Source organism: Arthrobacter sp. H5 (genome assembly GCF_000520595.1).
In the GTDB taxonomy this organism is placed as follows: Bacteria; Actinomycetota; Actinomycetes; order Actinomycetales; family Micrococcaceae; genus Arthrobacter_D.
The window spans coordinates 120,551-143,230 of the sequence record NZ_KI915039.1 but is presented as its reverse complement, the minus strand read 5'-3'; the positions used below and the strand labels follow the sequence as shown (position 1 = coordinate 143,230).

The 22,680-nt window shown below is 64.1% G+C and carries 24 protein-coding genes, 2 pseudogenes and 1 riboswitch; of the genes and pseudogenes, 10 read left to right on the top strand and 16 right to left on the bottom strand.

The genetic code is table 11. From position 1 onward, the window contains the following. Positions 1-226: pseudogene (locus tag Y708_RS30610) on the bottom strand (ISAzo13 family transposase); the annotation flags it as partial. 158 nt (positions 227-384) lie between these two features. On the opposite strand from Y708_RS30610, the gene Y708_RS31370 reads away from it, so the two are divergent. The 4 genes from Y708_RS31370 to Y708_RS31360 are packed head-to-tail and all read left to right on the top strand — an operon-like array spanning position 385 to position 1,607. After that, on the top strand, positions 385-531 hold the full coding sequence (locus Y708_RS31370; protein ID WP_253905928.1) for a protease-associated domain-containing protein: 147 nt from the start codon (positions 385-387) through the stop codon (positions 529-531). A gap of 22 nt (positions 532-553) precedes the next feature. Next, complete coding sequence (locus tag Y708_RS31455) at positions 554-682, top strand: hypothetical protein (protein ID WP_275451130.1); 129 nt, start codon at positions 554-556, stop codon at positions 680-682. Positions 683-696: 14 nt separating this feature from the next. Beyond that, entirely contained in the window at positions 697-915 is a 219-nt protein-coding gene (locus Y708_RS31365; RefSeq protein ID WP_253905927.1) for a M28 family peptidase, read from the top strand. After that, positions 861-1,607 carry a M28 family peptidase gene (locus Y708_RS31360; protein WP_343213008.1) on the top strand — a complete coding sequence of 249 codons (747 nt, stop codon included), beginning with the start codon at positions 861-863 and terminating at the stop codon, positions 1,605-1,607. The genes Y708_RS31365 and Y708_RS31360 overlap by 55 nt, the downstream gene beginning before the upstream one ends. A gap of 88 nt (positions 1,608-1,695) precedes the next feature. On the opposite strand, the gene Y708_RS0121820 is transcribed toward Y708_RS31360, so the two are convergent. Continuing rightward, on the bottom strand, positions 1,696-2,664 hold the full coding sequence (locus Y708_RS0121820; protein ID WP_028281551.1) for a DMT family transporter: 969 nt from the start codon (positions 2,662-2,664) through the stop codon (positions 1,696-1,698). A gap of 43 nt (positions 2,665-2,707) precedes the next feature. Here Y708_RS0121820 and Y708_RS0121815 point away from each other — a divergent pair, with 43 nt between their 5' ends. Beyond that, positions 2,708-2,950: an RNA-binding S4 domain-containing protein gene (locus Y708_RS0121815; RefSeq protein WP_028281550.1), complete on the top strand. Its 243-nt coding sequence runs from the start codon at positions 2,708-2,710 to the stop codon at positions 2,948-2,950. On the opposite strand, the gene Y708_RS0121810 is transcribed toward Y708_RS0121815, so the two are convergent. After that, a complete protein-coding gene (locus Y708_RS0121810) occupies positions 2,931-3,659 on the bottom strand; it encodes an alpha/beta hydrolase (protein ID WP_028281549.1) in 729 nt (242 codons plus the stop codon). The two genes, Y708_RS0121815 and Y708_RS0121810, sit on opposite strands and share 20 nt — an antisense overlap. Before the next feature lie 78 nt (positions 3,660-3,737). Between Y708_RS0121810 and Y708_RS31355 the strand changes: the two are divergent. Then, positions 3,738-3,917 (top strand): annotated as a pseudogene (locus Y708_RS31355) (SGNH/GDSL hydrolase family protein); the annotation flags it as partial. A gap of 64 nt (positions 3,918-3,981) precedes the next feature. On the opposite strand, the gene Y708_RS0121805 reads toward Y708_RS31355, so the two are convergent. Then, the gene (locus tag Y708_RS0121805; protein ID WP_028281548.1) at positions 3,982-5,109 is read right to left on the bottom strand and encodes a homoserine O-acetyltransferase MetX; all 1,128 of its coding nucleotides are present in this window, start codon (positions 5,107-5,109) and stop codon (positions 3,982-3,984) included. 17 nt (positions 5,110-5,126) lie between these two features. Next, positions 5,127-5,261: riboswitch (SAM riboswitch) on the bottom strand. A 132-nt stretch (positions 5,262-5,393) separates the two neighbouring features. Between Y708_RS0121805 and Y708_RS0121800 the strand changes: the two genes are divergently transcribed. Further along, positions 5,394-6,035, top strand: a complete 642-nt coding sequence (locus Y708_RS0121800) for a VOC family protein (RefSeq protein WP_028281547.1) — start codon at positions 5,394-5,396, stop codon at positions 6,033-6,035. An 18-nt stretch (positions 6,036-6,053) separates the two neighbouring features. On the opposite strand, the gene Y708_RS0121795 is transcribed toward Y708_RS0121800, so the two are convergent. The 9 genes from Y708_RS0121795 to Y708_RS0121755 form a co-directional block, all read right to left on the bottom strand. Beyond that, positions 6,054-6,866, bottom strand: a complete 813-nt coding sequence (locus Y708_RS0121795; RefSeq protein ID WP_081747120.1) for a CPBP family intramembrane glutamic endopeptidase — start codon at positions 6,864-6,866, stop codon at positions 6,054-6,056. Between the two features lie 80 nt (positions 6,867-6,946). Next, complete coding sequence (locus Y708_RS0121790) at positions 6,947-7,747, bottom strand: DeoR/GlpR family DNA-binding transcription regulator (RefSeq protein ID WP_028281545.1); 801 nt, start codon at positions 7,745-7,747, stop codon at positions 6,947-6,949. Further along, complete coding sequence (locus tag Y708_RS0121785; RefSeq protein WP_028281544.1) at positions 7,747-8,613, bottom strand: class II fructose-bisphosphate aldolase; 867 nt, start codon at positions 8,611-8,613, stop codon at positions 7,747-7,749. The genes Y708_RS0121790 and Y708_RS0121785 overlap by 1 nt, the downstream gene beginning before the upstream one ends. Continuing rightward, positions 8,610-9,617 carry a 1-phosphofructokinase family hexose kinase gene (locus Y708_RS0121780; protein ID WP_051479289.1) on the bottom strand — a complete coding sequence of 336 codons (1,008 nt, stop codon included), beginning with the start codon at positions 9,615-9,617 and terminating at the stop codon, positions 8,610-8,612. Before Y708_RS0121780 ends, Y708_RS0121785 begins: the two co-directional genes overlap by 4 nt. Next, a complete protein-coding gene (locus Y708_RS0121775) occupies positions 9,614-10,582 on the bottom strand; it encodes an ROK family protein (RefSeq protein ID WP_028281542.1) in 969 nt (322 codons plus the stop codon). Before Y708_RS0121775 ends, Y708_RS0121780 begins: the two co-directional genes overlap by 4 nt. A 9-nt stretch (positions 10,583-10,591) precedes the next feature. After that, positions 10,592-11,512, bottom strand: coding sequence for an SIS domain-containing protein (locus Y708_RS0121770; protein ID WP_051479288.1), 921 nt, complete (start codon positions 11,510-11,512; stop codon positions 10,592-10,594). Between the two features lie 168 nt (positions 11,513-11,680). Next, complete coding sequence (locus Y708_RS0121765; protein WP_028281540.1) at positions 11,681-12,886, bottom strand: amidohydrolase family protein; 1,206 nt, start codon at positions 12,884-12,886, stop codon at positions 11,681-11,683. After that, on the bottom strand, positions 12,883-14,274 hold the full coding sequence (locus Y708_RS27195) for a formimidoylglutamate deiminase (RefSeq protein ID WP_253905926.1): 1,392 nt from the start codon (positions 14,272-14,274) through the stop codon (positions 12,883-12,885). Before Y708_RS27195 ends, Y708_RS0121765 begins: the two co-directional genes overlap by 4 nt. Next, the gene (locus Y708_RS0121755; RefSeq protein WP_028281539.1) at positions 14,271-15,491 is read right to left on the bottom strand and encodes an allantoate amidohydrolase; all 1,221 of its coding nucleotides are present in this window, start codon (positions 15,489-15,491) and stop codon (positions 14,271-14,273) included. The genes Y708_RS27195 and Y708_RS0121755 overlap by 4 nt, the downstream gene beginning before the upstream one ends. An 85-nt stretch (positions 15,492-15,576) precedes the next feature. Here Y708_RS0121755 and Y708_RS0121750 point away from each other — a divergent pair, with 85 nt between their 5' ends. Next, complete coding sequence (locus tag Y708_RS0121750) at positions 15,577-15,957, top strand: VOC family protein (protein WP_028281538.1); 381 nt, start codon at positions 15,577-15,579, stop codon at positions 15,955-15,957. A 268-nt stretch (positions 15,958-16,225) separates the two neighbouring features. On the opposite strand, the gene hutU is transcribed toward Y708_RS0121750, so the two are convergent. Both hutU and Y708_RS27190 read right to left on the bottom strand, forming a co-directional pair. Next, a complete protein-coding gene (gene hutU / locus Y708_RS0121745; protein WP_028281537.1) occupies positions 16,226-17,905 on the bottom strand; it encodes a urocanate hydratase in 1,680 nt (559 codons plus the stop codon). Next, positions 17,902-18,564, bottom strand: coding sequence for an IclR family transcriptional regulator (locus tag Y708_RS27190; RefSeq protein WP_035777224.1), 663 nt, complete (start codon positions 18,562-18,564; stop codon positions 17,902-17,904). The genes hutU and Y708_RS27190 overlap by 4 nt, the downstream gene beginning before the upstream one ends. 111 nt (positions 18,565-18,675) lie before the next feature. On the opposite strand from Y708_RS27190, the gene hutH reads away from it, so the two are divergent. Together hutH and Y708_RS0121730 are read left to right on the top strand one after the other, a co-directional pair. Further along, on the top strand, positions 18,676-20,250 hold the full coding sequence (gene hutH / locus Y708_RS0121735; RefSeq protein WP_028281536.1) for a histidine ammonia-lyase: 1,575 nt from the start codon (positions 18,676-18,678) through the stop codon (positions 20,248-20,250). Positions 20,251-20,327: 77 nt separating this feature from the next. Further along, complete coding sequence (locus Y708_RS0121730) at positions 20,328-21,641, top strand: DUF2252 domain-containing protein (RefSeq protein WP_035777223.1); 1,314 nt, start codon at positions 20,328-20,330, stop codon at positions 21,639-21,641. A gap of 34 nt (positions 21,642-21,675) precedes the next feature. Here the strand turns inward: Y708_RS0121730 and Y708_RS0121725 are convergent, their stop codons facing one another. Beyond that, entirely contained in the window at positions 21,676-22,560 is an 885-nt protein-coding gene (locus Y708_RS0121725; RefSeq protein ID WP_028281534.1) for an aldo/keto reductase, read from the bottom strand. Between the last annotated feature and the right edge of the window lie 120 nt (positions 22,561-22,680).

Below are 22,680 nucleotides of genomic sequence, written 5' to 3'. Positions count from 1 at the left end.
TCTTCCGGCCGCCGCCAGGTGCCCGCACCCGCGACTGCGGCCCGGGATTCCCCGCCATCTCTCGGACTCCGCGGGCAATGGTATCGGGATGGACCCCGGTCGCCATGGCCATCGCCTTGATCCCGCCACGCCCCAGCCCGGTTGCCTCCACCCCCAACAACAAACGGCGCTGCCGCTCGTCCAAATGCGGACGCAACACCGTATACCTCTCTGTCGCTGACTCCATCAACTGCTCACCCACGGCCATAACACAATCCTAGAGCCGACACACCATAAAACCTAAGTTATTATGTCGCGAGTCCTTACTTCGAGGAGCTGAGCCCGTCAGTACTCGCGCAGTCCAGCCCGGAATCACGCGTTTACCCGAGCGATTCCTTCGCAACCATGACCTACTCCGGGGCAGGGGACACAACCGGCGCGATCACCGCAGTCGACACCACGGGATCGGTCAGCGCCACCAACTCCAGCGGGTGCGAAACCACCGACTTCGCAGGCTTCACGGCCGGATCCATCGCACTGGTGCAACGCTGAAGCAGCCGGCGCCACCGCCGTCGTGATCTTCAACACCGGCGTTCCGGGAAGCACTGGCCCCATTGCGGGAACGCTGGGTGCACCGGGAATCTCCATTCCGGTCCTCGGCGCCGCCTACGACGTTGGCTGGATCTGCTGGGCGATGATGTGACGGGACGGGTTGTCGTGGACACCGTGTCCGAAAATCGAGAGACCTATAATGTGCTGGCCGAGACCGCGTCCGGCAGCGCCGACAATGTGGTCATGGTGGGTGCGCATCTGGACAGCGTCCAGGCCGGCCCCGGCATCAACGACAACGGCACCGGAAGCGCGGCTATTCTTGCGGCGGCATCAACGACAACGGCACCGGAAGCGCGGCTATTCTTGCGGTCGCAGAGGCGATGACAAAGGTCAAAACCGCCAACAAGGTCCGCTTTGCCTGGTGGGGTGCGGAGGAACAGGGACTCCTCGGCGCCGAGCACTATGTCAGCGACCTCGCAGCATCGGGAGAGCTGGCCAAGGTGGGTCCCTACCTCAACTTCGACATGATCGGATCACCAAACTTTGGCCGATTTGTCTATGACGGCGACAACTCTGCCTTCCCGGTAGGGCCCGGAGCCGCCGAAGGTCCTGCGGGATCAGGTCAGATCGAGCAGGACTTCCACGACTACTTCGCCTCTGAGAACCTGCCTTCAGGGGAGACAGCATTCAGCGGCCGCAGCGACTACGGACCCTTCATCGCTGAAGGCATCCCTGCGGGCGGGTTGTTCACCGGCGCGGAGGGCATCAAGACGGAGGAACAGGCAGCTTTGTTCGGCGGTGTTGCGGGTATGGCCTACGACTCCTGCTACCACGCAGCCTGCGATGACACGGGGAATGTCAGCATCGAGTCTGTAGATCAGATGAGTGACGCCATAGCACACCTGACGCTTACGTACGCCATGAGCACGGTGGACGTGAATGGCGCAGGAGAACCGGTGAAGGGCAAAGGCAAAAAGGCAGACCGTTATGAGGGCAACCCCCTCGGAGGCGGAACGGAAAGCGGCGGCGGACTACATCCGGAGCATGACCACGATCATGAGCTCGCCGATCGCTGATCTCAGCGGGTAGCCGCTCAGAAGCAGGCTCCACGAAACGGTGGCGGGGCGGACCGACGGGTCCGTCCCGCCGTCGTTTGGGATGACCTCACCGGGTGCGCCGCGTGCGTCGTGGCCACGGAAGTGTGGTCAGCACAATTGCTCCCAGCGTGAGGACGGGGCCGGCGACCGTTGCCAGCGCAATCACTGTGCCCGGTGTGGGCACTAGGAGATCCAGCACCAACGAACCCACCAGCTGGCCGGCGATCATCCCCAAACCGGTGAGCAGCACCCCGAGGCTCCTCACCAACAGTGCACCGACACCGATGAACACGCAGCCCATTGGCCCGCCCACGTAGTACCACCATTCGGCGGGCAGCGGCTCACCGACGCCGGCCACGGCGATCTTCACCAGCCACGCCGCGAGCAACAGTGAGGTGCCTGCAATGAAGTTCACCAGCGTTGCGGTGATGGGAGTGCCGTAGTGCACGGCAGCGGTGCCGTTCATTGCCTGCTGGTAGCTCATCATAATGCCGGCCAGCACCGGCAGCATGAGCGGCAGCAGCAGCTCCGCCACCTGGCCGGTGCCTCCGAGGCGGGGCGATACCGCCCACACCACTGAGGCCACGGTAAGCACCACACCGATCAGGCGCATAGGGGTCACCCGCCGCCTTCCGCCCGGGCCGATCCCCGCCCGGTCCACCAGCAGCCCGCTGAGCGTCTGCCCCATCACCGCCGCCACCGTGAACAGCGCAACACCCAGCAGCCCAATGGTGAGTGACTGCGAAAAGACAAAAAGGGCACCAATCATGCCGGCGGCCAGATAGATCCGCGGAAAGCGGTGCTCCCGGATGGAGGGAAGCAGTTCCTTCAGCCCGGCACGCCCACGCGGCACGGTCAGCGAAATGATGACCATGAACACCAATCCGGTGCCGAAACTCACCAGGGCAGCCGCTATGCCGTCGTCGAGTCGTGTCCCCAACGCGCCGTTGACCCGCCCTTGAAGCGGAATTGCCACCCCGGCCAGCATGGCGAGCGGCAGGCCAATAACAGCGGGAAGGTGAGACTGGTGGGACACCCACTAACCCTATGGCAGGAAAAACTTCCGGCATGATGGTTCCATGAGCGAAGCAGCAGGAACCAACCCGACCGGCACCGACATTGCCATCCGCGATTCAATGATCCGGATTGGCCAGCTGATCAAGCTGGCAAACCTCGCCGATGACGGCGCCGAAGCCAAGGAGATGATCGAGAACGGGCTGGTCCAGGTCAACGGGGAGGTCGACGTGCGGCGTGGGCGCCAACTCCACCCCGGGGACACTGTCACGGCTAACGACGTAACGGTTACCGTGGTGCAGGGCTGAGGCCGGCAACAGTCATGCCGAGGAACTCCCGCACATGGGCCAGTTCCTGAACGCTGATGCTGTGCCACATGTTTGCGTACAACACCTTGGTGAGTTTGGTGTGTCCGTTCAGCCAGGCATGGGTGAATTCGACACGCTCTGCGGAGATGACCTGGTCCTCCTGGTCCCTGCCCCAGAAAACCGGAACCGGGTTGGCCTGGACCTCGCCATCCTTGAAGAAGCTGCTTCCCTCGTCGGGGACAACAAAACCTGACAGTCCGACGACGGCGGCAAAGTCGGTTGGCCTGTTCCGCAGCATGGACGTGGCCACTGCCATCCCCATGGAAAAGCCGAGCAGGCTGACGCTGGGATGCGCCGCTTTGACGGTGTCCAGCCAGGCGATCACCTGCCCGACGGCCGAGGTTGCCTTCTCCACGGTGTATCCGGCGTCCTGGGCCAGCGGAAACCAGGTAAACCCGGGCCCCATTGCCACCGGGGCGCGCACAGACGCGATGGTGAAGCCTTCCGGGAGGTGGTCCACAATGCTCATGAGGTCCTCCTCACTTGCCAGATGTCCGTGAAGGAGCACCAGCAGCGGAGTGCCGGCACGTTCCTCCTCCGGCCTGGACCACAGGACCACGGGCGCCCAGACAGGAGAGGACGCCGGGCCTGCGCTTGTTTCGGTGCCTGTTGTGGTGCCGGACTCGGGTGAAGACGATAATTCAGTCATAGGCACATTTTGGCACGTTGCCCTCCGCCGGGCTAAGCCAGCCTGCGGTGGCGTAGGAATCCATCCGGCTGGGTTGGAATGGTGAACCATTTTCAGGCTTCCGCTGTCCCCCATTCGGGCCGCAATGCCCGCCCGCACCCCTGGAACCGCTATGTTGCCCTGGGCGATTCCTTCGCCGAGGGCATCGGAGATCCCAGCCCGGAGAGCATGGGCGGTTACCGCGGATGGGCGGACCGCGTCGCTGAGGAACTCAGCCGGGACAGCGTGTTGGGCACCCTCCGTTCCAAGGCCGCCATCTACAACGAAAATTCTCTGAGGCACTCTAGTCGCCGTAGAACGCACTCCCGAGTGCCTCATCCAGCTGCCCGATCTCGGTCAGGAAGGCATCGTGCCCCACGGGCGAGCTGATGGTGTGCACGTCCACCGTCCCAGGCAGCGCGTCGGCGAGCACCTGGGACTGGGAGGGGACGTACAGCCGGTCCGAGTCCACCGCGGCTATAAAGAACTCTGCCCGGGTCTGCTTCAGGACTTCTGCCAGGGGCCCCCGATCGCGTGCGACGTCGTGGCTCATCAGGGCTTCGGTGAGGACCACATAGCTGTTGGCATCAAACCGGCCCACCAGCTTCTCAGCCTGGTGATCAAGATAGCTTTCCACCTGATAGCGGCCGCGCATGGCCGGATCCGGCGATCCGAAAGGTGTCTCCTCGCCCTGCGCCGCACGGCCAAACCGGTGATCCAACTCCGGCTCCGACCGGTAGGTGATATGGGCGATTCTTCGGGCGAGCCCCAGCCCCTCGACAGGGCTGGCATGTCCGTAATAGTCCCCCCCCGCGAAGAGCGGATCCAGCCGGATCGCCTGCAACTGGGCCTGAGCAAAGGCAATCTGTTCGGCCGAACTGGCTGCCGTGCACGCGATGACCGCGCAACGGGCCACCCTTTCCGGGTACATGACGGCCCATTCCAGCGCTCTGGCGCCACCCATCGAACCGCCGATGACGGAGTGCCATTGGTCGATCCCCAGCCGGTCGGCCAGCAGCGCCTCTGCCCGAACGGAGTCCCTGATGGTGACGAAAGGGAACCGCGATCCCCACGGCCGGCCCTCCGGATCCGGCGAGGCGGGCCCGGTTGAGCCGTAGCAGCCTCCCAGCATGTTGATGGAGACGGCGCAGAACCGGTTGGTGTCAACAGTCTTCCCCGGGCCCACCAGGTCATCCCACCAACCGTCCTCGCTGGAATCACCTCTGGCAACGTGGGAACTGCCGGTCAACGCATGTTCAACGAGGACCGCGTTGGTGCCGGCTGCGTTGAGTGTTCCCCAGGTCTCGTAGGCCAGAGACACATTGGGCAGGTGTCCGCCCGTTTCCAGTGAGATACCGCCGATGGGCTTCGCCTGCACTCCCGGGGACGCACCCACGCTCTGGTCCGCTTCAGCCGTTGTGATGCCTGTCATTTGAAAATGCCACCTCGAATCCGCGCTTGCAGCGAACTTCTGTCCGCCGCCTGGTCGTCACCCGGGGCACCCCGCCGCGTGAGGAGGGTTGCCGTCCAGCAAGCCGGGGCAATTGGCGCGCTTCGCGAAGCGCCGTGCTGTCACTCGTGACCTGTTCCAAGGAAACCCGAAACCCTCTTGAACCCGCAAATATGTGACCCGCTGTGAAACAGTCAATCCCCCGCAAAGATCAGGTAAGGCAACCCTTAGTCGAGACGCCCATCACAAAGTGCCAAGATGAAGCCATGCGCTTGGATCATGTCTCTTATGCCTGTGAACCCGACGGTCTCGCTGCCACCGCTGAGCGAATTTCGGACGCCCTTGGCGTCGACTTTGTGCGGGGAGGAGTCCATCCCCGTTTCGGCACGCGCAATATGATCATCCCCCTAGTTAACGGCCAGTATCTTGAAGTGGTGGAGGTTCTTTCGCACCCCGCCTCGGACAAGGCTCCATTTGGCCAGGCCGTCCGTGCCCGCTCCGAAGCCGGTGGCGGGTGGATGGGCTGGTGCGTTGCAGTGGATGACCTTATGCCCTTCGAGCAGCGGCTCGGCCGAAGCTCCGTTCCCGGCAACAGAAAGTTCCCGGATGGTCAGGAGCTGACGTGGCAGCAGATTGGCATCAAAGGGCTCATTGCAGACCCGCAGGTCCCGTACATGATCCGCTGGGATGATGGCACTGAAGCCATCCATCCATCACAGGCACGCGAAGCAACTGTGAAGCTGAACGCCCTCACCATCGCCGGGTCCTCCGACCGGGTTGCCGAGTGGCTCGGAACCCCCGCAACCCATCCGTTGGAGGACGTTGACGTGGAATGGGTTGCGCCGAACGGAACCCCTGGAATCATGTCGGTCACCTTCGAAACAGCCAAAGGTCCAGTCACAATCTGAGTCGGTTCACACCCGCGATCAGCTGCCAATACCTATGGCCGGCCCAAACAGGGCAAAGCCCACAAATCCTGCGATATCGAGCAGCGCGTGGGCCACCACCAGCGGCATCACCCGTTTGGTCCTGGTGTAGGCATAGCCAAAGATAAGCCCCATCACCACGTTTCCGATGAATGGGCCAAACCCCTGGTACAAGTGATAGCTGCCCCGAATCAGCGCTGACACCACAATGATGGCTGGTACCGACCACCGTAGGTGGCCCAACCGTTCAAACAGGTAGCCCACCACAATCACTTCCTCAAGCACTGCATGCCTGACCGCAGAGAGCACCAGCACGGGCAGCGTCCACCAGTACGTATCGAGCGCCGTGGGAACGATCGCCGTCGTCAGTCCGAGTGCGCGGCCGGCCGCGTAGACGCCTAGGGTTCCGACGCCGATAACGGCCGCCAGGCCTAGGCCCAGGCCAAAGTCCACCTTGGGGTTGGTGAAGGTGAAGCCCAGCCGGCGAAACGCCGACTTCCCCGGTTCAGTCAGCAGGAATAATACCAGCACCACCGGAACCAGGGCAAAGAAGATACTCAGCAACTGGTAGGTCAGGTCAAAGTACTGCCTGTCATCGAGAACGGGGTTCAGGCGGGTGGTCTGGGAAGCCAACGGCGCCTGGGTGAGCTTGTCGATCAGATCGACAGCGGCGTACACGGCGGACTGTCCCAGGGAAAGCCCCAACACAATCAGGATCTCCGCCGTGATCCGGCGCCTGCCGGGTTCAGGAACCGACGACGACGTCGGCTGGCGGGGTTCCAATGGTTGTGGTCCGGGCGGGTTGGCGTGCATGCTAAGTCACTTTACCGACACGAGTGATGAGGTCTCCGCGCTTACCGCTTGCAGCTTTGGTCGACGGTTAGGATTTACGGTTAGTCAGTGTCCACCGGCGGAGCAACGATGACCCTGGTTCCATGCTCCTCGAAGGCCTGCACCTCTTCCGGAGTGATGCCGGAGTCGGTGATGAGGTTGCTGAACACGTAACCGGTCATCGTGGCGAAGGACCGTTCGCCGATCTTGGAGGAATCGGCCACGATGTACGCCTTGGATGCCCTGCGTGCCACAAGGGCGTTCACGGCGGCCTCCCCTTCATCGTTGACCGTTGGGCCAACCACTGCGTCGAGGCCGTTGACCCCGATAAAGGCGAAGTCGAGGGCAACCCGCTGCAGGATAACGTCGGTGTAAGGGCCCACCAGCTCATAGGACCGGGGATTGACAATCCCTCCCGTCACCATGATTTTGATGTTGGGGCGGACGGCAAGCTGGGCGGCGATGTTGATGGCGTTGGTCACCACCGTCAGGGTGGGCTTGTTGGACGGTTCCATCAAGTCGCGGCGCATGCTGAGCGCAGAGGCGATGGCGGTACTGGTGGTCCCCCCACACAAGCCAATGACGGAGCCCTTGGGGATGAGCTCACTGGCGGCGTAGGCGATCGCGCGTTTCTGCTCAGCATGATTGTCCCGGTTGTAGCGCACCGGCAGGTCGTAGGCCACCGACTCGATGGTCGCTCCGCCCCTTGTCCTGGTCAAGAGGCGTTGGGAAGCGAGGCTGTCCAGGTCGCGCCGGGCCGTGGCTGGAGACACCGACAGCTTGCTCACGATGTCATCAACGTCCACCTGGTTGGACTCGGACAACAGGTCGAGAATGGCATTGAGCCGTTCACCTCGTTTCATCACAGGACCCTTTCAATGGTGGTGGTGCCTGGTTTGCCGGCGAACAATGTCAGGAGCCGTGCCGTTTCGGGCACCAACGCCGCACGGCCCTCGGCGACGTACTTTCGCGGGTCGACAACGTCGGGGTTGGCGTTCAGGAATGCCCGGACTGCACGGGTGAAGAAGCCGTTGAGGTGGGTGGAGACGTTGATTTTGGTCATGCCTGCGTGGATTGCCGCGGCAATTGTCCCATCCGCCACACCCGAGGAGCCGTGCAACACCAGTGGAACGGACAGTGCGTCGCGCAGCCGTGCAATCAGTTCGAGGTCCAGTTCCGCGCTGCGCTGCGTCATCGCATGTGAGGAACCGACCGCGACGGCGAGGGCATCCACCCGGGTTGCAGCGACAAAATCGGCGGCCTCCCGCGGGTCCGTGCGCACGCCCGGCGCGTGCGCGCCATCCTTGCCGCCCACTTTGCCAAGTTCCGCCTCGACATAGATACCGCGCTGATGCGCGTACGCGGCGACCCGCGCCGTGGTGGCAACGTTGTCCGCGAAGTCGAGGTGAGCGCCGTCGTACATGACGGAACCAAACCCCAGATCCACCGCCCGCATGGCCAGCTCCGGGTCCTCTGCATGGTCCAGGTGCACCGCAACCGGCACGGACGCTGCTCGTGCCACCGCCAGGGTTGCCAGTCCAATGGGCTCCAGGCCCCCGTGGTAGGCGATACAGTTCTCCGATACCTGCAGGATGACGGGTAACCCCGCCTTCTCCGCGCCTGCCACCAGGCCCTGGGCGGTCTCCAACTGGATGACGTTGAAGGCACCGATCCCGGTTCCGGCGCGGGCGGCGTCCGCCATGAGTTCGCGGGTGGATGCCAGGGTCATGATGCGTGGTCCATTTCGGTAGGTTGGCGGGTGGGGACGCTCGTCAACTCAAGGCAGGCGGTAAGGTCTGCGTGGCTGTGGTGGATCTCGCCTGCGGCCGGCATGAGGACAGCTGCTGCGGACCAGGAGGCAGCAAGCGTCAACATGGCGCGGGGATCCGTCACGCCGGCGGCGAGAACGACGGCGATCGCGGCGACGGCGGCATCGCCGGCTCCGGTTGGATTGCCGGTGAGCGGCTCCGGCAGCCGGGCATGCCAGGCGCGCGAGCGGTCGTCGGCGCTGTAGGCCCGAAGCCCGTCGGCTCCGCAGCTCACGAACAGGAGCCTGACGCCCCGGTCCAGCAGGTTGGCGGCTGCGGCATCGAGAGTGCCGATGCCCGTGGCCCCCATCAGTTCGTGGTGATTTGGTTTGAGCACGTCCGCTCCGGCGTCGGCGGCCTTCAGAAGCGCGCTTCCAGACGTGTCGATGATGCAGGGAACTTTGAACTCCGCGGCCTTCGCCACGAGGCGGGGATAGAAGTCTGCGGGTGCATCTTCGGGCAGGCTGCCGGATCCCACCAGGCAGCCTGCTCCCGCCAGCTTGTCTGCGATGAGCGCGTCCAGTGCGCTCCATTCAGAAGGAGAGAGGCGTCCGCCCTGCTCGTTGAAGATGCTGGTCTCATTGTCCGCTGTGTCCACGAAGGCCAGGCTCCGGCGGGTGGGCGCGGCAACGGGCACCAGTTCGTGGGGCACCCCGCTTGACTGCAGTTCGGCGGAAAACTCGGCGCCTGTGCCTGCTCCAGCCGTGGCGATGGCCAGGGTTGGGTAACCGGCGGCGTGAATCACGCGTGCTACGTTCAAACCCTTGCCGCCTGCGCGGCTCAGCGGAGGCGGCATACGGTGCGTGTGTCCGGCTGTGATGCCGTCAACCGAGTAGGTCAGGTCGACCGCCGGATTTGGGGTAACCGTGACCACTGGACCAGTCAGCCGGTACCCGGCCTCCGTGCCGTCGTCGCTGGTGTTCATGGGGTTTCCAACAGACCGCGGGCCCGCAGTGCGGCACCGATCAGACCGGCGTCCTGCCCCATCCGGGCAGCCAGCAGGCGGGGCCGGCGGTGGAAGGAGAGCGCATTGTCGACGGCCCTGCGCAACGGATCGAACAGTTGCTCACCGGCCTGGGCCAGGCCACCGCCAATAACCACGGCTTCCGTTCCGAGCGTCGCTGCAAGCTGTCCCACGCTGAACGCCAGAGCTGCAACCGCGTCGTCGACCACGTCTGCAGCATGCCGATCTCCTAACTGGGCCAGCTTCAGCACCTCCCGTGCCCCATCCACTGCAACACCCGAGCGCTGAGAGTAGCGCCTGGCAATTGCGCCGGCGGATCCGACAGTTTCCAGGCACCCCATGGCTCCGCAGGCGCAGCGTTCTCCACCGGGCACCTGGGCATGGCCAACCTCACCGGCGAATCCCCCGCCCTGCACCCGCTGTCCACCGCAGAACACTGCGGCAGCGATCCCGGTTCCGATGATCATGACCACCACGTCGGACAATCCCTGAGCGGCACCCAGCCGGACTTCGGCTTCTCCGGCCGCGCCGACGTCGTGCCCAAAAGTCACGGGCAGGCCGGTGATCGCGTTGACCCGCTCTGCGAACGGGTAGTCCCGCCACCCAAGATTCGCCGAAAAAACACCCACACCCCGCACTTCATCCACCAGTCCCGGGGCAATCATTCCGATGGCACCGATGGGGCGGTCCGGCCAGGCAAGCCGGTATTCATTCAGCAGCTCAACCGTGCGTTCCACCACCGCGTCTCCCGGATGGTCAACGCTGCGCGGAGTTCCAACCCGCCGAACATCCGCCAGTGCGCCGGCTGCATCCGAGAGGGCGGATTTCAGGTCGGTTCCGCCAACGTCGACGGTGAGTACTGAAGCGCCGTGGACGTTGGGCGGTGGCGCCGCTTGCCGGGGCGTGGTGGTTTCAGCGGAGGACATCGTGGCCACCTAGCCGTCGAGAATGACTGAGCGTGTCAGGTTACGCGGCTGGTCAGGGTCGAGGCCGCGGGCAAGTGCACGGTCCAGGGTGACCTTGTGCAACCGCACCAGCTCGGCGAGCGGGTGGCGCCGGGAGTGAACGAACAGGGCGCCGGTGCGTCGCACATCCCCTTCAAGTCCGTCCACGGTATTTCCGAACAGCCAGACTACCCGGCCGGGCGCCGCAATGGAGATGGGTCCGTGGCGGTATTCCATGGCGGGATACGACTCAGTCCATCCCTGAACGGCCTCGCGCATTTTCAGTCCGGCTTCGTGTGCCAAGCCAACGGTCCAGCCGGTTCCCAGGAAGGTGAACTGCTCCGCCTCCAGGAGCTCCGGCCCGATTTCCTCACGCAGCGCGTCCCGCGCATCTTCCACTGCCTTCTCCAGGTTCATGCCCAGCGAGCTGAGCAGGTAGACCAGCGCAGTGGTGGCGAACCGCGTCTGCACAACTGATCGCTCATCCGCGTACGGGAGGCCGATCACAGTGTCGGCAAGTCCGATGATGGGTGATTCAACATCCCCGATCACCGCGACCGTCGGGATGAAACCCTTGAGTTCAGTCAGGAGTTGGAGTACTTCAGTGGTGGTTCCGGACCGGGTGATCGTTACCACCGCGTCGTAGCCGCGGTTCCCCAGGTTCGGGGCCTCCGACGCCGCGAAAGCATCCGTTACTCCTTTGCCCACCGCTTCCCGCGCTGCGGCATAGCACTGTGCCATGAACCAGGAGGTGCCACAGCCCACAACGGCCACGCGCAGACCGTCCGCTGGAAGAAGATTTTCGGTGGCAGACTGCTGGAGTGCTTGGAGCCACACATCCGGCTGCGAACGAAGTTCCAGGTCCATGTAGGTTCCCGGCAGTGCCGTGGTGTGATCGATCTGCTGGGCCATCTGCGTCAAACTCCTTGTGTTTCGGTCAATCAATCATTCTTAATTCATTGTTGATGATTGTTCTTGACCATTAAGCATCTATATCAATCATAAACAGTCTAGAGGACTTTTTCCTGTATTGACCAATACTTCAGACGGAATTCTTTCGCCGTAGGTCGAACCGGCGGATCAGACGATGCGATGCCCCTTCCGCCAGACCGCGTGGGTGAGCGGGATGCCCGGCCGGTAGGCGAGATGGGTTGCGGAGGGACCCTTGAGGAGCTGCAGGTCAGCCCGATGCCCGACGACGATGGAGCCTACGGCGCGGGCGCCGTCGTCGTCCATTCCGGTTTCGCGGTGCAGCGCTAGCGCACCGCCCCAGGTCGCGGCGCGCACCGCCTCGTGGACGCTGAGTCCCATCTGCAGCACCGCCGTGGTCACGCAGAAAGCCATCGACGTGGTGTAGGAGGTGCCGGGATTGCAGTTGGACGCCAATGCGATCTGTACCCCGGCGTCCAGCAATTGCCGCCCGGGTGCCAAAGGCTGGCGGGTGGAGAGGTCGCAGGCCGGTAGGCAGGCGGCTACGGTACCGCGGGCTCCCGCACCGCCGTCCCAGGCCGACCAGGAACCGGCCAGGGCAGCAATATCACCGTCAGTCAGGTAGTTGACGTGGTCCACGCTGGCTGCGCTGAATTCAACCGCCAACTGCACTCCGTCGCCGGGGCCAAGCTGGTTTCCATGGACGCGCAGGCCCAGACCGGCTTCGCGGCACGCAGTCAGCACCTCGCGGCTCTGCTCGGGGGTGAAGGCTCCTCGTTCGCAGAACACATCGGCCCACTGCACGTAGGGCCTCACGGCGGCGAGCATCGGGCCGGCGACCAGTTGCACATAGTCGTCGGCGTCGATGCCCGCGGGAACCAGATGTGCGCCCAGGTAGGTCACTTCGTCCACGGCCGTTGCGGCGATGCGGGCGCTGCGCGCTTCGTGGTCGACGTCCAGCCCATAGCCGGTTTTCGTTTCGAGATAGGTGGTTCCTCCGGCTTGGGCCTCTGCCACGCGGCCCAGCAGCAGCCTGGTGAGGTCATAGTCGGAGGCGTTCCGCGTGGCCTGGGTGGTGACAGCGATGCCTCCCGCCGCATAGTCCTCACCCGCCATGCGTGCCTCAAACTCAGCCGTCCGGTCCCCGGCAAAGACGAGGTGCGTGTGGCTGTCTACCCAGCCCGGCAGGCAGGCGCGGCCTTCGGCGTCGTACTGATCGTCTGCCGCCGGCGCGGCTGTTGAGGCGCCGACCCAGCTGATCCTCTCCCCTTCCAGAACCACGGCGGCATTCCGTAGCACTGTGTGGTCGCGGTCCTGGGTCATGAGTTCGCCGATGTTGGTGATGAGGGTGCTCATGCGGCTCCTTTCGCAGCCTGGCCCACCTTGGCTATGGCGGCGGCAAGCAAATCCGCTGGATCGCCGAGCACTGTGTGCACCCCGCCGCGGGCAATGATCCTGCCGCCAACGACGACGGCGGTCACGTCCTGTGCCGTGGCGGTCATTGCGAGCTGGCCGGGCTCTGATCCGGCAGTGCGGGTGCTCCGCGGGTTCAGCACCATGAGGTCGCAGACCCGTCCCGGTTCGAGGCCCGGGAATTGCCTTGCCTGCGAGCGTGAGCCTGCGTCGGAGGCACTGAAGTGCAGGTTGGCCGGGGCAAACCGCCCGCGCTCCCCCGACGCAAATCGTTCGCCGTATTCAAGGGCCCGCATCTCCTGCCACGGGTCCACAACAGCGTGCTGGTCAGTGCCCAGCGCAATCTGCGCGCCGGCGCCGCGGAGGGCGGAGGCGGGCCCGATACCGTCGGCGAGGTCCGCCTCGGTGGTGGGGCACATCACCACGGTGGCTCCCGCTGAGCCAAGGGTCCGGATATCCTCGTCGGTCAGGTGGGTGGCATGAACCGCTGACAGGCGGTCGGTCACGAGACCGTGTTTGTGGAGCAGCCCGGTTGGGGTCAGGCCGGTCCGGGCCAGGCAGGCCGCATTCTCCGGCTTCTGCTCCGACAGGTGGATGTGCAGGGGCACGTCGCGGGGCAGCCGCTCCGCGATCAATGACAGCTCCTCTTCGGGCACTGCCCGGACGGAGTGCAGCGCCGCTCCCACGCTGACCAAAGAGGGATCAAACTCTCCGGCGATCGACTTTCGCAAGGATGTGAACCGGTCCAGCCAGGCTCCGGCACCGCCGTCGCTGAATCTGCCCTGTTCCGGGCTGGTTGGCTCGTCGAATCCCCCTGCGAGGTAGCAGGTGTCCAGGAGGGTGAGCCTGATACCGGCCGTCACCGCAGCCCGGGCAAGGGCGTGCTCCATGGCATGGGCGCCGTCGTCGTCAGCTGTGTACGGACTCCCGTCGGGGCGGTGGTGGACGTAGTGAAATTCGGCGACGCTGGTCCAACCGGTGACCACCATCTCCGTATAGACCGCTGTGGCCAGTTCCTCATACAGCGCCGGTGTCAGGGCGTTCGCCGCGCGGTACATTTCCCGCCGCCAGGTCCAGAACGTACCCACCCCGGAGGCGTGGGTCCGGCCCCGGAGTACCCGGTGGAATGCATGCGAATGCGCGTTGGCGGCAGCAGGGAAGGCAACCCCGTGCAGCGTCAGATCGCCTTCTCGGGGTTCCGCACCGGTTGTCACCCGTGCGACAACGCCGTTGCCGTCGAGCTCTGCGCGGACTCCGGTTTTCACCCCGTCGCTTCCGCCGAGCCAGGCCTGCTCGCACCACACAGCTCCGGGCCGCACACTTTCGTTCACAGGAGGTCTTCCAGTACGTCTGCGAGCGCAGCTGCTCCCAGGTCCGCGTCATCGCGCTCAACAAATTCTTCCGGCGAGTGGCTGATGCCGGTGGGATTGCGGATGTAGAGCATGGCGGAGGGCACGACGGCGGCCAACACTCCGGCGTCGTGTCCGGCTCCGGTGGGCAGAGTGGGCGGATTCTTCAACGTGTTCTGCAGTTGGCGCTGGAGCGCGGGATCGAAGTGAACGGTGCCGCTGAAGGATTCCTCGGTGAGCGAGACCGTGCAGCCTTCGAAGGCTGCGGTCTTCTGCGCCTGCCCGTGGATGGCTTCCACCAAGGAAGACGTGACGGCGTCCTCCGGATGACGGACGTCCAGCCAGAGGTCCACGCGGGAGGCGATGACGTTGGTGCCGCCTGGAATTGGTTGGAGCCTGCCCACCGTTGCGCGGGCATGGGATTGAGCGGCTGCCGTTTTGCGGATGGCGAGGATTATCTGGGCCGCTGCCACCATGGGGTCTGCCCGGTCTTCCATCAGGGTGGTGCCGGCGTGGTTTCCCTGGCCGCTGATGCGCAGCTTCCAGCGGCCGTGGCCAAGGATCGATGATCCCACGGCCACAGCGGAGTTGAGGTCGATCAGGGCGCGGCCTTGTTCGACGTGGAGTTCCACGAAGTCACCGATGTTGCGCAGCGCTTCATCGTCCCTGCCCAGCCGCCCGGGATCGATTCCGTTGGCACGGCTGACATCGGCAAAGGTATTTCCGTCCGGATCCACAAGGTTCCGCACTCTGTCCGGGTCGATGGCACCACTGAGGAGCCTGGACCCTAGGCAAGCGACCCCAAACCGGGAGCCCTCCTCCTCCGGAAACACTGTGACGGCAAGGGATCTCCGGGGCTGCACACCGCGCGCCTTGAGCAGGTCGACGGCGGCAAGCGCTGATGCCACACCGAGCGGGCCGTCGAATGCTCCGCCGCCGGGAACGGAGTCCAGGTGGCTGCCGGTGACCAGTGCGCCTTCGCGGCCGGCGCCGTCGTTATTGTTGTCATTGTCCCACCAGGCCCAGACGAGGCCGTTGCGGTCGGTTTCCACCTCGAGCCCGCGCTTGCCGGCTTCCACGGCGAACCATTCCCGCAACTCCAGCTCGGCATGGGAGTACACCGGCCGGGAATAGCCGCCGCGGATCGGATCGCGGCCGACGCCGGCAATCGAGTTAAGCAGGCTGCTTACGCTGTCCATGTGTTCTCCGCAATCTGTTCACGGCGTCCGCGGAAGCCTACAATTTCCATCACAACAGTTCCATCAAAGGCTTGAGGAGGCCAGGATGAGCGGACGAGTGGTGCATTTCGAGATTCCCTTCGACGACGGTGAGCGTGCGCGGACGTTCTACCGGGAGGCCTTTGGCTGGAACATTCAGCAGATGCCGGAGATGGACTACACGACGGTCTCATCCGGTCCCACGTCGGAGCAAGGCATGCCGACTGAACCGGGTTTCATCAACGGCGGAATGTTTGAGCGGGACGCCGCCTGGTCCACCACCCCGGTGATCACCCTTGACGTTGACGACATCGATGCCGCTCTGGAAACGATCAAGAAACTCGGTGGTTCCGCAGCCGTGGACAAGACCACGGTCGGAGACATGGGATTCTCCGCGTACTTCAAGGATTCCGAGGGCAACATCATGGGCCTCTGGCAAAACGCCTGACCCCTCCCCTCCTCCCGAGCAAAAGAACCGTTCAGAGGATTTCACGACGGCGACCGGATCAGAGGAGGCAGTTCCCGTCCGCTGGAGGCGGTCACCGAAGTGAACCATGGTGGCCGGAGGCCGCCTGTCGTGTAGGCGAGTTGGATTTTCTGCAGCGAGGAACGAGCCGCAGAAAATCTTTGTCGAGCCGGCGACAGGCGGCGCAGGCCGCGCAGCCGGGAAGTGGCCGCGTAAGCGACAGGCGGCCTCCGGTTTCCCAGCCACGCAACTACTCCTGCATCGGTACGCGGACCCCACGCTCACCGGCAACCTCCTTTGCCCGATCGTACCCCGCGTCCACGTGCCGGATGACGCCCATTCCGGGATCGTTGGTGAGCAGGCGTTCCAGCTTTTCGGCGGCAAGCGGGGTCCCGTCCGCAACCGAGACCTGGCCTGCGTGGATGGACCGGCCGATGCCTACGCCGCCGCCGTGGTGGATGGACACCCAGGTGGCTCCGGATGAGGTGTTGAGCAGCGCGTTCAGGAGGGGCCAGTCGGCGATGGCATCTGAGCCGTCGGCCATGCCTTCGGTCTCGCGGTAGGGCGAGGCGACGGAGCCTGAATCCAGGTGGTCCCTGCCGATTACTATCGGCGCGGACACCTTACCGTCAGCCACCAACTGGTTGAACATGACTCCTGCCTTGGCGCGGTCGCCGTAGCCGAGCCAGCAGATCCGCGCCGGCAGTCCTTCAAACTCCACCAGTTTCCCTGCAGCGTCAAGCCAGCGGTGCAGGTGGTCGTTCTCCGGGAAAAGCTCTTTGAGCGCGGCGTCGGTGACGGCGATATCGACAGGGTCTCCGGAGAGTGCTACCCAGCGGAACGGGCCCATCCCTTCGCAGAACAGCGGCCGGATATAGGCGGGAACAAAACCGGGGAACTCGAAGGCGCGGCCGTAGCCGCCCTGGCGGGCCTCGTCACGGATGGAGTTTCCGTAGTCGAACACTTCCGCGCCGGCGTCCTGGAAGCCCACCATTGCTTCCACATGACGGGCCATCGAGACCTGGGCCTTCTTGGTGAAGCCGTCCGGGTCCCCCTTCGCTTCGCGGTCCCACTCATCCAGCGAAACGCCTTCTGGCAGGTAGCTCAGGGGGTCGTGAGCGGAGGTCTGGTCGGTGACAATGTCGATCGGGATACCCCGTTTGAGCAGTTCGGGAAAAATCTCGGCAGCATTACCCACCACTCCCACCGACAGTGCACGCTTCTCCTCCTTGGCTGCCAGCACCTGCGTGAGCGCGTCCTCGAGGTCAGTCGCGACGACGTCGAGATAGCGTTTGGAGGCACGGCGCTCAAGGCGCGCCCTGTCGACGTCGACAATCAACACCGCGCCGCCGTTCAGGGTGACGGCCAGCGGTTGGGCTCCACCCATTCCGCCGCAGCCGGCGGTCAGCGTCAGTGTGCCGGCCAGGGTCGCGTCCTGCCTGCCAAACAGCTTTCTGGCGACGGCGGCAAAGGTTTCGTACGTGCCCTGCAGGATGCCCTGGGTGCCGATGTAGATCCAGGAGCCCGCTGTCATCTGCCCGTACATCATCAGGCCCTCAGCTTCGAGGCGGCGGAACTCCGGCCAGGTGGCCCAGTCGCCTACGAGGTTGGAGTTGGCCAGCAGCACCCTCGGCGCCCACTTGTGGGTCCGGAAGATGCCCACGGGTTTGCCGGACTGCACCAGCAGGGTCTCATCATCCTCAAGATCTTCGAGGGAACGCACAATGGCGTCATAGGCTTCCCAGCTGCGGGCGGCGCGTCCGGTTCCGCCGTAGACCACCAGGTCCTCCGGGCGTTCGGCCACCTCGGGGTCCAGGTTGTTCATCAGCATGCGCAGCGGCGCTTCGGTCTGCCAGCTTTTGGCCGTGATTTTTGTACCGCGCGGCGCGCGGATGGACCGTGACGGGTCGTGCTGGGTAAAGGTGCTCATGCTGTGTCTCCTGTGCTCATAGGGGCGGGGTTCAGAATGCCGGCGGCTTCGGCGGCAACCAACATGCCGATGGTCTTGGCCTGGGATTCGCTGATGCGGTAGCTGGGCACCACCACACTGAGTGCGGCCGTCACCCGGTCTCCTGTCATGACCGGGGCTGCTATCGCTGTGACGTCGGGCTCAATCCCGTTGCGGACAATGACGTAGCCGGCACCCGGCGTTCTGCCCGCCAGCACCTGGCCTGCTGCTGAGCCGTCCAGCGGGATGCTCCGGCCAACCCAGCTGGTATGCCGGACGGAGTGGGTGCCCTCCTTGACGGCAAGGTAGATGCCGTGGCCGTCGTGGGACGGGACATTGAGGTAGGTGGACTCGCCTGTCTTCCCGACGAGACGCTCCAGGGCATCCTCGGCGAGGGATACCAGGGACTCGTGGCTCAAAGCCTGTGCTCCGAGTTGAACCACACGCATACCGGGCCGGTAACCGGCGTCGTCCTTACGGACAAAACCCGTGGCCTCCAGCGTCCGCAGCAGGCGCAGCGCGGTCGAGGCAGACAGTTCCGCGTCCCGCGCAGCCTCTGCAAGGCTGACCCTCCCCCGGTCGCACACCGCCCCGAGCAGGAGCAGCGCCCGCTCCACAGTGCGGGTTGACGTGTCCGCCATTGGCTGCCTTCCTCTCTTGCTTTACAGCGCAATCTGTATTTCACTTATTGAAACGCTAATTTCATCCATTGGCAAGAGCTGGCCGGATGCAGGATCGAGACGGGGCACGGAATGAGCAGCACGGAAACCATCACAGTTGGCATCGGCGCGCTGAGCGCGGAAGACGTTGTCGCAGTCGCCCGGCACAGCCTGAAGGTGAACATCGGCGCGGATTCGATCGACGCAATGGAAGCCTCCCGCGCCGTCATCGAGGCCCTCGTCAGCGACCCCACACCGCACTACGGCGTGTCCACCGGCTTCGGCGCCCTTGCCACCAAGCACATCCCCGTGGAGCAGCGCACCCAGCTGCAGCGCAGCCTCATCCGCAGCCATGCGGCGTCGTCGGGCGCTGAAGTTGACCGCGAAGTGGTGCGCGGGCTCATGCTGAACCGGCTCTCCACCATGGCCACCGGGCGCACCGGTGTCCGTCCCGTAGTGGCCCGCACCTACGCTGCCATGCTGAACGCGGGAATTACGCCGGTGATCGGCGAATACGGATCGCTGGGGTGCTCGGGCGACCTCGCACCCCTCTCCCACATTGCGCTGGCACTCATGGGCGAGGGAGAGGTGCGCAATAACGACGGCGTGTTGTCACCAGCTGCTGCCGCCCTGGCCGACGCCGGAATCGAGCCGGTGGAACTGCGGGAAAAAGAGGGGTTGGCGCTCATCAACGGGACCGACGGCATGCTGGGAATGCTGATCCTCGCTTCCGCCGACCTGCACCTGCTCCTGCGCACCGCGGACCTTGCGGCAGCCATGAGTGTTGAGGGGCTGCTGGGAACCGACGGGGTGTTTGCCGAAGACCTGCACTCACTGCGTCCGCACCCCGGGCAGATTGTGTCGGCCGCAAATATCCGCAGTGTCCTGGCGGGATCAAAGCTGATCCGGGAACACTCCTCGGCCGAGGACAGCGCTCACCGCTTTACCCGCGTCCAGGATGCCTACTCGCTGCGGTGTGCGCCGCAGGTCCACGGAGCAGCGAGGTCCACGCTGACGCACGTGGAATCGGTTGCAGCGATCGAGCTGGGCTCAGCGATCGACAATCCCGTGGTCACGGTTGACGGTCGGGTTGAATCGAACGGGAACTTCCACGGAGCGCCGGTGGGATATGCCCTGGATTTCCTCGCGATTGCTGTTGCGGATGTGGCATCCATGAGCGAGCGGCGGACGGACAGGTTCCTCGACAAGGCACGGAACCACGGCCTGAACCCATTCCTCGCCCATGACCCGGGAGTCGACTCCGGCCACATGATCGCCCAGTACACCCAGGCCGGGATTGTGTCCGAACTCAAGCGGTTGGCAGCGCCCGCATCGGTGGATTCGATTCCGTCGTCCGCGATGCAGGAGGACCACGTCTCCATGGGCTGGTCCGCGGGGCTGAAACTGCGGCGGGCCCTTGATGGTCTTACGCGGGTTCTGGCGATCGAGATCCTCACCGCGGCGCGTGCCCTCGACATGCGCGACGGCGGTGTGCCCACGTCGCGGAGTTCACCCGCCATCCACGCAGCACGGGTCGAGTTGAGGAAGGTTGTTGAAGGACCTGCCGCCGACCGTTACCTCGCACCCGAGATCGAAGCCGCACGGGTACTGGTGGATTCAGGAGCGATGGTTGCCGCCGTCGAGCGCGTTGTTGGATTGCTCAACTAAACCCACATTGACTGCCGGAGGGTCGGTGCGGACTTCGCCCGACGGCACGCAACGGGCACCGGGAATAGACTGGCGTGATGGTCGAATCAACCGAACGTCAAAGCCACATAGCCCGCACCCTGGTCAATGCGTTCAAACCCCTCATGGAGGCGGATCCGCATGGCTTCAGGACAAAGTTCCGCAAGATGGCGGCCGACCCATTTGCCTTTTACCGCGGCAGCGCCTGCCTGTTCTATGCAGATATGGACGCCCTGGAAGACAAGTGGGCAGACGAGCGAACCAGCAGAGTCTGGATCCATGGGGATCTCCACGCCGAAAACTTCGGCACCTACATGAGCAGTACCGGCGCCCTCACCTTCGACATCAACGACTTCGACGAGGCGTACCTGGGCCACTTCTCGTGGGACCTCAGGCGGTTTGTCACCTCGCTTGCCCTGCTCTGCTGGCAGAAGGCCCTGCCGGAGGAAGCTGTCCGTGGGATGGCAGCGACTTTTCTGAATTCTTATCTGGACCAGGTTGACCACTACGCAGGAGCCGGCGGGAACGACTTCGCACTCCAGTTGGACAACACCGAGGGAACAATCCACCGTGTGCTGCAAACGGCGCGGGCGGCGCGGCGCACCGACCTCCTGGATGCAATGACCATCATCGAGGACAACGAGCGGCACTTCCGCGATGACCGGCTCACCCGCCGGCTTGACGATGCCGAGCGGGCAAAGGTCCACGAGTCCTTCGACCGGTATCTGCAGACCATCCCGGAATCCAAGAAGTCCGCCCGAGAGGTTTTCTATACGGTCAAGGACATTGTAGGGAAGAAGGGCTTCGGCATTGGAAGTGCCGGGCTGCCCGCCTACAACGTGCTGATCGAGGGTTACAACGAGGCGCAGGAAAACGACATTGTGCTGTCCTTCAAGCAGGGCAACATCGCCGCGCCAAGCCGGGTTGTCACCGACGAACGGGTCCGGGACTACTTTGAGCATGACGGACACCGGACGGTCATCAGCCAGCGCTCCCTGCAGGTGCACACGGATACGTTCCTTGGTTACACAACCCTGGACGGAGTGGGCTTTGTGGTGGATGAGTTGTCCCCGTACAAGCTTGATCTCAGCTGGGACAACCTCACCGAACCGTCCGAAATTGAGCCGGTACTTGTGGACCTGGGCCGGGCAACTGCGAAGGTGCACTGTGCCTCGGATCAGGACAGCGACCAGGACCTGGTCTCTTTCCAGACCGAGGATGCAATCTCAAACGTACTGGATGGCCGCCGCGACGAATTTGTGTCCGACATCATCGACTTCTCGATCGACTATGCGTCCACGGTTCGTGCCGATCATGCCCTGTTTGTTGACGGGTTCCGTGAAAACAAGATCGCAGGGGTGCCCTCCACCTAACGCCACAGAAGCCTTGGCGTGCTCGGCTTGATTTTTAGATTTCCCCGGCCCATGTCCTGTCGTAGGGGGCGAAGGCTTGTTCCCACCGTTCCCGCTCGGCGGCGGGTAGGGGGCCTTTGTTGATGGCGGTGGCTGCGGCTGCGAGGTTGTGTTTCTTGGACGTGCCGACGATGGCGGTCGTGACTGCGGGGGTGAAGGCTGAAAATCGTAAGGCGGTTCCGGCCCAGTCGCCGTCGGCGGGCTGAAGGCCCATGTGCTGGAGGCGGTCCCAGTAGGTTTCGCCGTATATTCCCGTGGGGCGGTGGGGGTAGCGCCACGGGGCGTTCGCCAGCGGGCGTTTAGCGACCACGCCAAGATGGTGTTCACTTGCTCGGGGCAGTATGTTCCTCAGTGAATGTTGATCGGTCAGGTTCACCGAGGTTTGAAGGATGCCGAAAACGCTGGCGTCCGCCGCCCAGGCCAGTTCAGCGTTTTCGCCGCTGTAGCCCGGGACCCTGATCTTCCCTGCGTCGCGGGCAGCGAGCAGCGCCTCGATGAGGTCTCCCTGCTGCAGGAGCGGCAGCGGGCAGGAGTGGAGGAAGACTACATCGATCATCTCCGTGTTGAGGGTTTTCAGGGCACGGTCGATGCCGCCTGTGACGGCTCCGACTGTCCAATCCCGCTGTCCGGGAACGTCGTAACCGACTTTGGTGGAAAGGACGACGCGGTGGCGATGGTGCGTGGCCAACCATCGTCCCAGCCGTTCTTCGGACGCGCCATAGCCCCGGGCGGTATCGAAGAACGTGATGCCCAGGTCAAGGGCGGTGTCCAGCAGGTCGTGCGCGTCCTTCTCGTTAAGGTCCGTGGTGTCGATGTGGCCAGCGCCGAAGCCAAGTGCGGAGACGGTGAGAGACGAGCTTCCGAGCTGTCGAAGAATCATCTGATGATACTACCCGGGGTGGGTGAAGAGATTGAGGCAGTGCGGCATCTGGCGGCGCTTCGTGACCCGGGCTGGATGGATTGGCTAAAACGGTTCACTTGTTAGCATGTCCTTGCCGGG